Raw genomic sequence first — 13715 nt, forward strand, 5'->3', positions numbered from 1 at the left:
CGGTGCAATGGGGGGGAACCAGGACCCTCGGAAACACGTTGGAACCGGTGGACACTGTTCGGTATCGGGAAAGAATGGCACTGACGCGTAACAAACAAATCACGCGAGGTCAGAATGCGTGTTACGGCTTACGATCGTGTCTTCTCCGCGTGTCCCGACTCCGGGATCCGGTCTGCCGGACTACCCCTCGCCACCTTCCCCGGCCTCCCCCTCGACCTGCGCCAGGGCGAGTCTGCTGAGCAGCGCGGCCGCCGCGTCCGGGTCCGCCCCCTGCCCCACGGCCACACCGAGGAGGTAGGTCGTGAGGGGGGCGGCCGGGCGGGCCACGGAGTGGGCGGCGTCGCGCGCGAGGTCGAGCACGCGGTCCACGTCCGGTTTCCGGAGGGGGTCGGTCCCGGTCAGGTCCAGTTCCGCTCGGACCAGTTCGGACCATTCCACGAGTGTCACCACACGGCTCCTTCGGGCGTTCTGTCGGTCACGTTCGGCGATCACGGCCATGCCGGGGTCACCCGTCGGTCAGTCGACCGTGCGGGCGGCGTCACCACCTGATCGGCCAACCCGTGTCGGCGCTTCGGGCGAGGTTCTCCCGCCCGGCGACCCGGGTTCACTCCCCGACCCTAGCGTCGGAGGCACCCACCACTCGGCGTGACACCTCGGCGTTGGGAGCCCCGCATGTCCCCCACACCCCCGCCCTCCGTCCACCGGCCGCCCCTGCGCGTGGCCATCGTGACCGAGTCCTTCCTCCCGCAGGTCAACGGGGTCACCAACTCCGTGTGCCGGATCAGCGAGCACCTGGCGGCCGAGGGTCACCAGGCCCTCGTGCTGGCCCCGGGCCACGGCCCGACCTCGTACGCGGGCTTCCCGGTCGTACGGATGCCCGCGCTGCCCCTGCCCGTGTACCGCGACTTCTCCATGGGCCTGCCCGCCCGGCGGACCATGACCGCCGCGATCCGCGCGTTCGCGCCCGACGTGCTGCACCTGGCCTCCCCCGCGCTGTTCGGCGCGACGGCGGTGGACGTGGCCCGCAGGTGGGCGCTGCCCACCGTGGCGGCGTTCCAGACCGACCTGCCCGGGTTCGCCGGACGTTACGGCCTGCCCGGTTCCGAGGCGCTGTGGCCGCTGCTCCACCGCGTCCACTCCGCGGTGGACCGCACGCTGGTGCCGTCCTCGGCCACCATGGAGGCGCTCACCGGCCGGGGGTTCCCCCGGCTGGACCTGTGGCGCCGGGGCGTGGACACCGCGCGCTTCTCCCCCGACCACCGGTCGGCGGAGCTGCGTCGTCGGCTGGCCCCGAACGGGGAGGTGATCGTGGGGTACGTGGGCCGCCTGTCCCGCGACAAGCGGGTGCACCTGCTGGGGCACCTGGCGAGGTTGCGGGGGATGCGCCTGGTGGTGGTCGGGGACGGACCGGACCGCGCCCGGCTGCGCCGCCTGCTGCCGGACGCCGTCTTCACGGGGCAGCGGACCGGGGCCGACCTGTCGCGGCTCTACGCGTCGCTGGACGTGTTCGTGCACACCGGCGCGGACGAGACCTTCTGCCAGGCCGTGCAGGAGGCGTTGGCCTCGGGTGTTCCGGTGGTCGCCCCGGAGGCGGGCGGCCCCGTGGACCTGGTGGCCGACGGGCTCAACGGCCTGCTGTACGGGCCGGACTCGATCCGTGAGCTGCGGGTGGCGGTGGGCCGTCTGACGCGTAACGCGGAGGTGCGGGCCCGGATGGCGGCCGGGGCCCGGCCCTCGGTGGCGCACCGCACGTGGCGGTCGGTCAACGCGGAACTGGTGGAGCACTACCGCGCGGTGATCGCGCCGAGCCACGAACTGGCCGCCCGCCGCGAGCGGGTGACGGCCGGGGGCGCGTGACCGGCCCGGGACCCACCCGAGGAAGCGTGACGGGACCCTCCCTGGGAGAGAGAGGGAGGGTCCCGTCGGTGGTGACCGCCTCACCCCGTATAAGAGAGGCGGGCACGATCCGGGTGCGGGCGCGGGGTCAGTGGACCGGCTGCGCGACCGCCGTCGGGGCCGGGATCACCGCGCTGGGCGACTGGGCGTCGGAGCCCGCGCCGTCGGAGAGCAGCGACCCGAGGACCTCGGTGAGCCGGTCCAGGTGGGCCCGGATCCACGGCAGGGCCAGCGGGTCCTCGGCGGACAGCGCCGCGTACCGCTTGTCCTCGGAGTCCCCGTACAGGAGGCTCGTGGCCACCCGCATCCGCAGGGCGGCGGAGCTCTCACCGAACTCGACGGCGGGCAGCACCCCCATGCCGAAGTGCTCCAGGAGGTGCCCGGTCAGCTCCGGGCCGGTGGTCACTCCGTGCAGGGCGGACAGCCGCTCGCGGACCGGCTCGAAGTCCGGGTAGAGGTAGAAGGCCGCCGTCGGGGGCGCGACGAGGGCGCCGGCCCCGGTGAAGACGTCGGTGACGGCGCGGGCCACGATGCCGTGCAGTCGGCGGCTGCGGTCCACGTGGTCACGCAGCTCGACCGGCTCACCGAAGGCGTGCGCGGCCGCCTGCTGGACGGGAGCGGCCGGGCTGGACCAGATCTCGCTGGCCACACCCAGCAGGCCGCCGCGCAGACGGTGGCCGATCTCGGAGTCGGGCAGGCGCAGGACCCCGATCCGCCAGCCGCCGAGGGCCAGGTTCTTGCTGAGCCCGGTGGAGATGACGGTGCGCTCGGGTGCGTACTCGGCCGGGCTGTGGACCTCGGCGCGCTCCCGGCCGTGCTCGTCCACGTGGACGAGGTCCCGGTAGATCTCGTCGGAGATGATCACCAGGTCGAGCTCGCGGGCGACCTCGGCCAGGCGGCGCACGGTCTCCGCCTCCGCGACGGTGCCGGTCGGGTTGTCCGGAACGGTGACGATCACCGCGTTGACGGTGCGCCCCTGTTCACGGGCGGCGGTGACGGCGGCGTGCAGCAGGTCGGGCTGCGGTACCCCGCCCTGGCCGGTGGCGGTCGGCACCATCACCGGGCGCTGCCCCACGAGGCGGCTCTGCGCGGCGTAGCTGACCCAGCTGGGCGCGGCGATGGCGGTGTCCCCGCCGATCTCCAGGAGCAGGCTGTAGAGCAGGGGCTTGCTGCCCGGGCCCGCGATGACCAGGTCGGGGTCGGTGGGCAGCCCCCGGCGGTTCCAGTACCCGGCGGCGGCCTCGCGCAGGTCGCTGGAACCGGCCACGGGCCCGTAGGAGTTGGCCGCGTTGCTCGCCGTGAGCTGGTCCCGCATGACCGGGTGCACCGGCAGACCGGCCTCACCGAACCCGAGCGGAAGCACGCGCACCCCTTGGCGGCGCTTGTCGTTGAGGGCTTCGTTCACGGCGAGGGTGGCGGACACAGTGACGGTCATGGATGACTCATCTCCGGCTTGTCGTTAGGCGCTGACCACCGGTTGAGCTGGGCTCTCGTCCAGCTGGTGGCCTCTCACACCACAGCCTGCCCAGATCACGCCATCAGTACAAGCGAGTCTTTTCGATGCTGAGCATAAGATGACCTAATGCTTGACCTTCGACGACTCCAGCTCCTCCGCGAGTTCAGTACCCGGGGGACCATCGCCGCGACCGCGCACGCCCTGGGATACACGCCTTCGGCGGTCTCCCAGCAGCTCGCCACCCTCGAACGCGAGACGGGGGTGGCGCTGCTGGACCGGTCCCCGCGCGGCGCCGAACTGACCGACGCCGGACAGCTGCTGGTGAACCAGGCCGAGGAGATCCTGGCCCTGGTCGAGGCGGCCGAGTCCGTGCTGGCCGAACAGTCGAACATCGCCCTGGGCGTGGTGACGGTGACGGCCTTCCCGACCGCCGCCGTGGCCTTCGCGCCGCTGCTGGCGCCGCCGCTGCGCGGCTACGAGGGCATGCAGCTGGTCCTGAGGCAGACCCTGCTGGCCACCGGCACCCAGAAGGTGCGCTCCCGCGAGGTGGACATCGCCCTGGTCGACGACTGGACCGGGCAGCACCCGGGCCGGGGGCCGGACAGCGGCCTGCGCCACGTGCACCTGCTGCGGGACCCGATGGTGCTTGCGGTACCGGAGGGCCACCGGCTGGCCGACCCGGAGGTCCCGCTGGTGCTGGACCAGATGCTGGGCGAGTCGTGGATCGTGGCGCCGGAGGGCGAGCGTTCCCGCCACGGCACGGAGAAGCTGTTCGCCGAGGTGGGCGGGTTGCCCGCGGCGACGTGGGAGTTCGAGGGGCTGGGCACGATCCTCAGCCTGGTCTCGCGGGGCATCGGGATCGCGGCGGTCCCGGCGCTGGCCATGGTGGGCGCCCCGGCGGGCCTGGTGTACCGGAAGTTCCCCTCGTCACCGGAGCGGCACGTGTACGCGGTGCTGCGTCCGGCCTCGCTGCGGCGACCGGCCGTGCAGGTGACCCTGTCGGCGCTCCGGGACGCCGCCCGCAGTGTGGAACGGGAGCTCAGCCCGGTCTCCCCACGTGTCCAGGGACCCCGGTGACGGCGCGGGGACGCGGTCCCCGCGGGCGCGCACACGGCCCGCCCCCTCAGGGGACGGGCCGTGTTCGGTGTTCTCTCGGGCGCTCCCGGTGGCCTGTTCGGGTACCGGTCACGGGTCGTTGCTCCGTCGGCGCGCCTTGTCGATCCTGCGGCGGAGCTTGCGACAGACGTGGCGAGCACGGTCGCGGTCGTCGCGGGCGTTCCACCAGCGCGCGTAGGCTTCCAGTCTTCTTTTGCGCAGGGAGTCCAGCTCGGCCTCCATCCGGGTCACCCGGTGCTCCAGGTCGATGCGTTCTCGTTCGAACGACGACATGTCGCGCTCGTGGAAACCGGCCTCACGCTCGGCACTGACCAGCCGATCCGTGAGTCCCTCGGTGACGTTTCCACCCCTGGCGATCCGGCTGACGCCGGCCTGTCCGCTGATGCCTTCGAACCACACAGTTCTGGTCTTTCCTGTGGCGGCCCAAGATCACCGATCGCTACGCAAAGAATGCAGAAAGTGTTCAAAGTGGACTTTTTGGGATGGCACCCCTGGACACGGTTCCCGCTCTACGCCACCATGGCCCGCTCGGACTCCGGGCGCCCCGGGCCGCGCCCGCGAAGCCGCGTGTAGACCGCCTCGAACCGCTCCAACGACCGGTGGTGGTCGTGCCCCTGGGCGATCTCCCGGCTCGCCCGCCCGAGCTCCTCGCGCCGCCGCTCCGAACCGAGCACCGACAGCAGGCGGTCGGCCAGGTGCACGTGGTTCCCCGGAGGGAACAGGAAGCCGTTGCGCCCCTCCTCCACCAGGTGCGGCAGCGCCATCGCGTCGGCCGCGACCACGGGCAGCCCCGTGGACATCGCCTCCAGGGTGGCGATGCTCTGGAGCTCCGCCACGCTCGCGATGGCGAAGACGTCCGCCGCCGCGTAGACCATCGGCAGGTCCTCGTCCGGCACGAAACCCAGGAAGAACACCCGGTCGGCCACGCCCAGCCGGGCGGCGAGCGCGCGCAGCTCCGCCTCACACTGCCCGGTTCCGGCCAGCACCAGCTGCGCGTCCCGCTCGGGGACGGTCATCGCCAGCGCGCGGATCGTGTCGTCGATCCGCTTCTCCTCGTCCAGCCGCCCCACGAAGGCCACGGTGTCCCGTTCGGGCAGGCCGAACCTGCCCCTGGCCGCCGCGCGGTCCCCGGCCCGGGGGTGGAAGCGGTCGAGGTCGATCCCGCAGGAGATCGCCTCGATCTCCCGGGCGAACCCCCGCTCCCTCAGGAGCTCGGCCGCGCGCGGGGTCGGGGTCGTCACGTGGTCGGCCTCCCCGGCCACCCGGACCATGTCCCGCCAGGCCAGGGAGCCCGCCGCGCGCTGCATCGGACGCGGCACGCGGGCGTGCGCGTACAGGTTGTCCGGCATGAAGTGGTTGGTCAGGACGACGGGCACGCCCTCCGCCCTGCCCCGGCGCAGGGCCGCACGGCTGAGGGGGAAGTGGCTCTGCACATGGACGACGTCGGGGTCCAGCCGCCGCACGATCCGGGCGATGTGCCCGCCCATCCCAAGGGGGACGGCCGCCCGCATCTCGGCCTGGAGGGGGATCAGGGCCGAGCGCAGTCGGTGCTCGGTGACGTTCCCGTTGACCGTGACGTGGGGTTCGCCCCGCTCTGAGGGGCACACGACGTGCACCCGGTGCCCGCGTTCGGCCAGCCCCTCGGCCAGGCGGAACGTGAAGTAGCCGGCACCGTTGACGTCGGGCGGATAGGTGTCCGAGGCGATCAGGACGCGCAGTGGACGGTTGGGCTGTGCCATCTGGGAACTCCCTGTTTCAACGAGTGCGGCTACTGGAGGAGGCGGAGGTCCCGGCGTCACCCGCCGCGCCCCCGTCCGCCTCGGGGTTGCGGTGCCGGGACCGGGCCAGGGTGACGGTGCCCGCGAAGGCCAGCAGGGCGAAGAGCGACGCCCCGACCTGTTCCAGCGGGGTGTCCGGTGCCCCCTCACCGAGAAGGAGGGCGCCGATGCCCACGCCGACCACCGGGTCGGCGATCAGCAGGGTCGCGTAGGCGGCGGCGAAGTGGCCGGTCCGGTAGGCGTTCTGGAGCAGGAGGGCGCCGAAGACCGCGGTGACCCCGGCCATGAGGGTGAGCCAGCTGAAGAGGTTGACCGGGTCCACCACCGCGTTCGCGGTGATCACCCGGGCCAGACCCGAGGTGGTGCCGAGCGCCGCGCCGCCCGCCGCGGCGAGCAGGAGGGCCCGCACGCCGCTGGGCAGCCAGCGGGCGGACACGTAGACCAGGCTGCCCGCGGCGATCATCCCGCCGGACAGCCACAGCGCCGTCTCGGTGGACATGACCGGCTGCTCGGTACCGTGCGGGAAGGTCATCAGGACGCCGACCAGCCCGACCATCACCGCGATCCCCGCGAGGATCTGCGAGACGCGGACCCGCTGGCGGTTGAACACGGCGGACAGCACGATCGCGAACAGCAGCCCGGTGACGCCGATCGGCTGGATGATGGTGAGCGGCGCCCCGCTCAGGGCGAGCAGGTGGAGGCAGGCCCCCAGCACGGCCGCCCCGGTACCGAGGAGCCAGCGGGGCTGGCGCAGCAGGTGCAGGAGGAAGCCCGCCGGTGCGACCTTCTGCCCGGGGGCGCGTACCGCGTCGCGTTCCTGGAGGGCCGAGCCCAGGGCCAAGGCGAAGGCCCCCGCCACGGCCATGAGTACGTGCAACGGCATCAGGCGCACCACCCCGTCGTGGCCGAACCCGTCTCCGGTGCTCCGCGCATCACCGCAACCCCCGCCACTCGGTACTCACCCGCGACCGCCCGCAAACGGGTACGGGCCACACAGTACGGAGGGACGGCGTGCTCCGGCGATAACGCCACCCCCCGTCTTTCTCGTAGTGTCGTCCCCACCTCGCGGGGACGGGCACACACCCGTGAGCGTGTCGGCGTTCGCCCCCGGTTTCGGCACCGACCGCTCCGGGCCCTTCTCCCCTACGTCTCCCGCAAAAGCCGGAGGGTTAAGAGTCTTCGCGGGTCAAGAGTGGGTATTGGGTGGCCCCGAATGGCGGAGCCCGCCCGGACCGATTGCCCCGGGCCCCTGTGCCGCCGTAGCCGGACGTGACACTATGTCCGGGTATTGGTCTAGACCGGACAGGAGCAGTGCCGCGTGCCTGAGAATCCCCACCCCGATCCCCTTTCCCTGCTTCCCCGGCCCCGGGAGCTGACCACCGACGGTTCCGGCGGACTCACCCTCACCTCCGCCACCCGCGTGTCCGCGGACCACGAGGCCCAGGGCACGCTCGCCTGGCTCCAGCGCGAGCTCGGCGCGGCCACCGGCCTGCCCCTGGCCACCGGCGACGAGGAGGACGCCCAGATCCGGCTGAGCGTCGACCCGGGAGCGGGACTCGGCCGGGAGGGCTACCGCCTGATCATCGACTCCGAGGGCGCGATCGTGGTGGGCAACGAACCCGCCGGCGTGTTCTACGGGGTGCAGACCCTGCGCCAGCTGCTGCCCGCCGACGCCTACCGCACCAGCCCCCTGGGCGGCGCCGAGTGGCGCCTGCCCGCGGTGAGCATCACCGACGCCCCGCGCTTCCAGTGGCGCGGCGCGATGCTCGACATCGCCCGCCACTTCCAGCCCAAGCGCGAGATCCTGCGCTTCATCGACCTGCTCGCGCTGCACAAGCTCAACGTGCTGCACCTGCACCTGACCGACGACCAGGGCTGGCGGGTCGAGATCCGCCGCTACCCGAAGCTGACCGAGGTCGCCTCCTGGCGCACCGAGAGCCAGCTGGGCGCCACCAAGCCCGCGACGTTCGACAACCGCCCGCACGGCGGTTTCCTCACCCAGGACGACATTCGCGAGATCGTCGCCTACGCGGACGCCCGGCACGTGGCGGTGGTCCCGGAGATCGACGTCCCCGGCCACTCCCAGGCGGCCATCCACGCCTACCCCGAGCTCGGTGAGGTCGGGGAGATCCCGGTGGGCACCCAGTGGGGCGTCTTCGAGGAGATCCTCGCGGTCACCGACGACGTCCTGGAGTTCTACAAGAACGTCTTCGACGAGATCATCGAGCTCTTCCCCAGCACCTACGTCCACGTGGGCGGGGACGAGGTCCCCAAGACCCAGTGGAAGAACAGCGCCTCCGCCCAGAAGCGGATCAGGGACGAGGGTCTGGCCGACGAGGACGAGCTCCAGAGCTGGTTCATCCGCCAGCTCGACGACCACCTCACCAAGCGCGGCCGCCGCCTGCTCGGCTGGGACGAGATCCTGGAGGGCGGCCTCGCGTCGGGCGCGACGGTGATGTCGTGGCGCGGCGAGGAGGGCGGCATCGCGGCGGCCCGCGCCGGGCACGACGTGATCATGGCCCCCACCGCCACGTCCTACCTGGACTACAAGCAGTCCGAGCGGCCGGACGAGCCGGTTCCGGTCGGCACGCTGCTCCGCGTGGAGGACGTGTACGCGGGCGAGCCGGTTCCCGCCGACCTCACCGAGGAGGAGGCCCGGCACGTCCTCGGCGGCCAGGTCAACCTCTGGAGCGAGCACATCGACAACGCCCGCAGGCTCGACTACATGGTCTTCCCGCGTCTGACCGCCTTCGCGGAGAAGGTGTGGACCGAGGGGGAGCGCGACTTCACCGAGTTCGAGCCGCGCCTGCGGCACCACCTGCGCAGGCTCGACGCGGCGGGTGTGGAGTACCGGCCCCTCGACGGCCCGCGCGCCTGGCACACCCGGCCGGGCCTGTACGGCTGGGGCTACCAGCCCGGCCAGGAGGCCCCGGAGCAGGGCCACGCCGGAGCGTAGTCGCCCCCCGTCGGGGCCGGTCCCGCGCGGGACCGGCCCCGACGGCCGTCCACGGGTTCAGAAGTAGGTGGCGATCGCGTCGACCACGCGGTACCCGTCGTCCACCACCGGGATGACCTGCCAGCGGTCGAAGGCCGTGCAGGGGTGGGAGACACCGAAGGAGACCAGGTCGCCGGGGCGCACCCCCAGCCCTTCGGGCACGTCGAGGTAGGCGTGGTGGTCGTTGAGGTCGGTGACCTCGACCCCCTCGGCCGGGACCACCGAGCCGTCACGCCCTCGCAGGACGCGCGGGACGGGGAAGCCCTGGTCGAAGTTGGCCTCGCGGCGGCCCATCCCGGCGATCGCCCGCCCCTCCTCCGGGGTGGAGGTGACCTGCGCCCACAGCTCCAGGGCCCCGGACAGGGCGTCGCCTCCCTCGGGCAGCCGGTTGTACGGCGTGGTCCGCCGGTACAGGCCGTCGTCGTGTGCGACGTAGGCCCCGCTGCGCAGGATCGGTGCGACGTCCTCTCGGCCGCCGATCTCCTCGGCGACCACGTCGAACCACGCGCTGCCGCCCACGGAGAGCACCGGACGCTCCAGCCCGTGTTCGGACGCCAGGGCGGCGGCGTCCCCGAGGAGGTCGCCCAGGAAGCCCCGGACCCCCTCCGCGTCGCTGAGCGACCCCTCGTACCCGGCCACTCCGGCCAGCTCCAGGCCCGGGGCGCGCACGACCTCCCGCGCGACCGCCAGCACCGCCTCCCGCGTGCGGCAGCCCGTCCGGCCTCCCGGCGTACCGCGCTCCACCATCACCCGGAGGGGGCGGTCGGCTTCATCCGCCGCCCCCGAGGCCACCGCGACCCCTTCGGGCGAGTCCACGTAGAAGAGGAACGCGAAGTCGGGGTCGGCGTCCTGCTCGGCCGCCGCCCAGCGCAGGACCCGGGGGTCCAGGAGCTCGTTGGCCAGCAGGATCCGGTCCACCCCGAACCGGCGGAAGTCCAGGACCTGGTTGGCGGTGGCGGCGGTGATCCCCCAGGCGCCCGCGTCGAGCTGGCGCTGGGTGAGCACGGGGGACATCGCGGTCTTGCCGTGGGGGGCGAACAGGAGTCCGTGGCCGCGCGTGAACTCGGCCAGCGCGGCGATGTTGCGGTCCAGCGCGGAGGCGCGGAGCACCATGAGCGGCCAGGTGAAGGGGCCGTCGAACAGGTGGTCCCCGCGCGCGGCGAACTCGGCCAGGGTGACGGGCTCGCCCGGCCACCACAGGCCCTTGGTGCGCCAGTCGACGTGTTCCTGGGGGATGCACAGCCGGTCGCTCACGTGACCTCCGCTTCCTGTTCGGGTGTCTTCGCACCGATCATCCCATCGGGGGGTGCCGGGGCACCCGCCGCCGGGTGGGCTTCGCGCGTACGGACACGGCGGGACCCGCCCGGCGTGCCGGGCGGGTCCGTCCGTCGGTACGGGTCAGTCGCCCGCGGGCGCCCCGACCGGCTCCGCCTCGGGCTCCCTGGCGGAGGCCGAGGCGTTGAGGAACTCCTCGATGGCCTGCTGGCCGCGGTCCGGGTAGTCCGTGATGAAGCCGTCCACGCCCATCTCCAGGACCCGCCCCATCACCTGGGTGTCGTTGATCGTGTAGGGCATGATGTCCAGGCCCGCGTCGTGCACGCGGTCGACGTAGGCGGCGTCGATCGTGGTGTGGTTCGGGTTGATCATGTGCGCCCAGTCGAACTCGGCGATCCGCGACTCCGGGACCTTGCCGAGCAGCGCGTGCGGCAGCGCGGGCAGGATCTCCTTCGAGCGCTCCGTGGACTCCCAGTCGAAGCTCTGCACCACGAGCCGGTGGGGCTGGTCGGGCCCGTTGGGCATCAGCCAGTAGGGATGCCGGGCCAGTTCGTCCGCGATCCGGTTCTCGATGCCCGGGTACAGGGACGGCTCCTTGACCTCCAGGAGGAGGTTCATCCTGTGCCTCTTCAGGCGGTTCAGGGCCTGGCTGAGGAGCGGAACGGGTTCACCGGCGAACGCGTCGTCGAAGGACGAACCGGCGTCGAGACGGCGGATCTCCGCCAGCGTGAAGTCACCGACGTCGTAGGGCGCGCGGCCCGGGAAGACCTCGGCGACGTTCGTGGTGCGGTCGAGCCGGGTGTCGTGCATGAGGATCAGCTGGTCGTCCGAGGTGAGCTGGACGTCCACCTCCACGGTCTCCGCGCCGAGGCGGTGTGCCTCGTCGATCGCCGCGAGGGTGTTCTCGGGCGCGTGTCCGGATGCGCCCCGGTGGGCGACGGCGATGAGGGGGCGGTTCTGTGACGACTGCTGGGACGGAAGAACACTGGCGCCGGGGGTCACCCGCTGCGCCGTCGCGGCCTTGGTGACCGTCACCGCCTCCGCGGACGCGGTGGCGGGGACGGCGAGCACGGGGCTCGATCCCAGGGCCAACATGAGTGATACGGCTCCGACTACGAATCCGATGCGCTGGTGCACCGGGCCTCCCAAGTACGCGTGGACTGGCCGACTGCTACCTCAGGGTGAGTGCGCCTGGTGACCGGACGGTGACCACGCGCGGAGCAGCCGGTGATCCGACGCCCATCTTCTGGTGGGTCCGCGCCCCTCGGGCCACGGGAACCCCACGCTTCAATCTCACCCCATGTAGGCAATTGATCGCTTCATGTCCGATTTTTGACTGTAAGCCCCCTCCATAATCACAGAGAGTCCTGTAAACATCACGTGTAGTAGTCGATGGGAAGGAACTCTCATGCGCAAGCACCACACGAGGTGGGTCGCGCTCTTCAGTGCCGCCGCGATCTCCACGACGGGGCTGATCGGCCTCGCCGGACCCGCGGCGGCGGACGACGAGAACACGGGGACGCTCAGCTGGCCGGTCGTGCGGCAGGGGGTGTCCACCTTCAGCATCGACGGGTTCGAGATCACCTACCTGCCCGCCGGTCTGGAGCGGTACGGCATCAACGCCACGTCCACGACGGACCGTCAGGGCAACAGCCAGTCCCAGCTCTCGTGGGTGCAGGGACCGGACCAGCTGTACGGCCGGGTCTCCGTCCTGCGTTCGGACCGCCTCCAGGACCTGGAGGACGTCCGCGAGACCCGGTACAGCCACCTTTCGGCCAGCTCCCTGGAGGAGGTCCCGGCGGGCGGGTCGTTCGAGCACGGCGCGTACCTGTCCGAGGAGACCGGCGACCTCTTCTGGGTGGAGAGCCCGGGTGTCGCCGTCGCCACGCACCTCCAGCCGGAGCGCTGGGAGCGCGCGGAGCTGGTGAAGCTCGCGGAGGGTGTCATCGACGAGACGGCGCCGCAGGCCGAGACGGAGGCACCGGCCGCCGAGGACGCCAGTGCCGTCGCGGCCGAGGCGGACCCCCCGGCCGGGGAGGCCGCCGACGTGGCGACCACCGAGGAAGCCCCCGTGGAGGAGGCCCCGGCCGAGGAGGCTCCCGCCGAGGCCGCACCAGCCGAGGAGACCCCCGCAGCGGAGGCCCCGGCTGAGGAGGCCCCAGCTGAGGAGGCCCCTGTTGCGGAGGCTCCGGCTCAGGAGGCTCCGGTCGAGGAGGCTCCCGCCGAGGCCGCACCGGCCGAGGAGACTCCCGCAGCGGAGGCCCCGGCTGAGGAAGCCCCGGGCGCGGAGGCTCCCGTCGAAGAGGCGCCCGTGAAGGAGACCCCCGTCGCGGAGGCTCCCGCCGAGGAGGCTCCGTCCCAGGAGCAGGCCCCCGTGGACGAGGAGGTGGTCGACGGCGCCGAGCTCGACGAGATCACCCCGGTCGAGGAGGCCCCGGTCGAGGAGGCCACCGCCGAGACGACCCCGGTCGTCGACGAGGCTCCGACCCAGGAGGAGGCCGCGTCCCCGGACCAGCCCAGCCTCCCCGAGAACGTCTCCTCGCGTGAGGTCAAGACCTGCCTGACCGAGCACTTCGTCGACTTCGGCTCCGGCGAGTCCGAGCTCGACACCGCTCGGATGACCGGAACCAGCGGCGCGCTCGTCGAGCGGGCGCTGTCCGGGTCCGACCTCAACGACGCCGAGCGCGACCGTCTGCTGGCCACGGTCTGGTACTACGGCGACGAGGGCGACAGGGCGGTCGCCACCAACGACTGCGCGGAGCGGTTCGGCATGGAGCCCGCCGAGGTCGAGGAGGTCCTCGCGGAGGTCTCCGGGATCATCGGTGAGCTCGCCCAGGAGAACGACCGGAGCATGTCCAGCTCGATGGACGAGGTCCGGAGGATGAGTCACGACGCCACCGGGACCGGTCCGGTGACGGACCCCGTGGGCGCCGAGGAATGGGCGGAACTCTGGGACTCCCTGCCGTGGTCCATCCCGGTGGAGAACTCCTGAACCTCACCGTCTGACCTGCGTTGACCGAAGCCCGGTCGTGAAGCCGAACGCGTTCACGGCCGGGCTTCGGTGATGCCCGGGGCCCGTGCCGCCGACACCTTCCCGGCCGCGACCGACAACCAAGGTCCCGAACCCCCGATGACCCGACATCCGGGTCAATCCATGCTGTACCGTCACCCTCGATCGGCCGGTTTCCACCGAGGACCG

Annotated in this window: 11 protein-coding genes; 4 read left to right on the forward strand and 7 right to left on the reverse strand. The window is 72.3% G+C overall.

Annotated features, from left to right (window positions below; genetic code table 11):
* Positions 1-180: 180 nt before the first annotated feature.
* The gene (locus AC0VYL_RS20245; protein WP_475481142.1) at positions 181-447 is read right to left on the reverse strand and encodes a DUF6457 domain-containing protein; all 267 of its coding nucleotides are present in this window, start codon (positions 445-447) and stop codon (positions 181-183) included.
* A gap of 225 nt (positions 448-672) precedes the next feature.
* Here AC0VYL_RS20245 and AC0VYL_RS20250 point away from each other — a divergent pair, with 225 nt between their 5' ends.
* On the forward strand, positions 673-1857 hold the full coding sequence (locus tag AC0VYL_RS20250; RefSeq protein ID WP_475481143.1) for a glycosyltransferase family 4 protein: 1185 nt from the start codon (positions 673-675) through the stop codon (positions 1855-1857).
* Positions 1858-1984: 127 nt separating this feature from the next.
* Here AC0VYL_RS20250 and AC0VYL_RS20255 read toward each other — a convergent pair whose 3' ends face one another.
* Complete coding sequence (locus AC0VYL_RS20255) at positions 1985-3331, reverse strand: pyridoxal phosphate-dependent aminotransferase (RefSeq protein ID WP_475481144.1); 1347 nt, start codon at positions 3329-3331, stop codon at positions 1985-1987.
* A gap of 147 nt (positions 3332-3478) precedes the next feature.
* On the opposite strand from AC0VYL_RS20255, the gene AC0VYL_RS20260 reads away from it, so the two are divergent.
* Complete coding sequence (locus AC0VYL_RS20260) at positions 3479-4429, forward strand: LysR family transcriptional regulator (RefSeq protein WP_475455071.1); 951 nt, start codon at positions 3479-3481, stop codon at positions 4427-4429.
* Between the two features lie 108 nt (positions 4430-4537).
* On the opposite strand, the gene AC0VYL_RS20265 is transcribed toward AC0VYL_RS20260, so the two are convergent.
* From AC0VYL_RS20265 to AC0VYL_RS20275, 3 genes are all read right to left on the reverse strand, one after another.
* Positions 4538-4867, reverse strand: coding sequence for a hypothetical protein (locus AC0VYL_RS20265; RefSeq protein WP_475455073.1), 330 nt, complete (start codon positions 4865-4867; stop codon positions 4538-4540).
* Positions 4868-4977: 110 nt separating this feature from the next.
* Complete coding sequence (locus AC0VYL_RS20270; protein ID WP_475481145.1) at positions 4978-6207, reverse strand: glycosyltransferase; 1230 nt, start codon at positions 6205-6207, stop codon at positions 4978-4980.
* Between the two features lie 16 nt (positions 6208-6223).
* On the reverse strand, positions 6224-7129 hold the full coding sequence (locus AC0VYL_RS20275) for a DMT family transporter (RefSeq protein ID WP_475455077.1): 906 nt from the start codon (positions 7127-7129) through the stop codon (positions 6224-6226).
* A gap of 435 nt (positions 7130-7564) precedes the next feature.
* Here AC0VYL_RS20275 and AC0VYL_RS20280 point away from each other — a divergent pair, with 435 nt between their 5' ends.
* Positions 7565-9202, forward strand: a complete 1638-nt coding sequence (locus AC0VYL_RS20280; RefSeq protein ID WP_475455079.1) for a beta-N-acetylhexosaminidase — start codon at positions 7565-7567, stop codon at positions 9200-9202.
* 57 nt (positions 9203-9259) lie between these two features.
* On the opposite strand, the gene AC0VYL_RS20285 is transcribed toward AC0VYL_RS20280, so the two are convergent.
* On the reverse strand, positions 9260-10495 hold the full coding sequence (locus AC0VYL_RS20285; protein WP_475455081.1) for an alanine racemase: 1236 nt from the start codon (positions 10493-10495) through the stop codon (positions 9260-9262).
* A 144-nt stretch (positions 10496-10639) separates the two neighbouring features.
* Positions 10640-11611: a glycerophosphodiester phosphodiesterase gene (locus tag AC0VYL_RS20290; protein WP_475455083.1), complete on the reverse strand. Its 972-nt coding sequence runs from the start codon at positions 11609-11611 to the stop codon at positions 10640-10642.
* A gap of 313 nt (positions 11612-11924) precedes the next feature.
* Here AC0VYL_RS20290 and AC0VYL_RS20295 point away from each other — a divergent pair, with 313 nt between their 5' ends.
* On the forward strand, positions 11925-13508 hold the full coding sequence (locus AC0VYL_RS20295; protein ID WP_475481147.1) for a hypothetical protein: 1584 nt from the start codon (positions 11925-11927) through the stop codon (positions 13506-13508).
* Positions 13509-13715 lie beyond the last annotated feature (207 nt).

It is taken from the genome of Nocardiopsis sp. iso_238, from assembly GCF_056173325.1.

Excerpts from the sequence above, each read along its gene's own strand:
- AC0VYL_RS20255 (WP_475481144.1), bottom strand. The coding sequence starts at position 3,331 with ATGACCGTCACTGTGTCCGCCACCCTCGCCGTGAACGAAGCCCTCAAC.
- AC0VYL_RS20270 (WP_475481145.1), bottom strand. The coding sequence starts at position 6,207 with ATGGCACAGCCCAACCGTCCACTGCGCGTCCTGATCGCCTCGGACACC.
- AC0VYL_RS20260 (WP_475455071.1), top strand. The coding sequence starts at position 3,479 with ATGCTTGACCTTCGACGACTCCAGCTCCTCCGCGAGTTCAGTACCCGG.
- AC0VYL_RS20290 (WP_475455083.1), bottom strand. The coding sequence starts at position 11,611 with ATGTTGGCCCTGGGATCGAGCCCCGTGCTCGCCGTCCCCGCCACCGCG.
- AC0VYL_RS20295 (WP_475481147.1), top strand. The coding sequence starts at position 11,925 with ATGCGCAAGCACCACACGAGGTGGGTCGCGCTCTTCAGTGCCGCCGCG.
- AC0VYL_RS20275 (WP_475455077.1), bottom strand. The coding sequence starts at position 7,129 with ATGCCGTTGCACGTACTCATGGCCGTGGCGGGGGCCTTCGCCTTGGCC.
- AC0VYL_RS20250 (WP_475481143.1), top strand. The coding sequence starts at position 673 with ATGTCCCCCACACCCCCGCCCTCCGTCCACCGGCCGCCCCTGCGCGTG.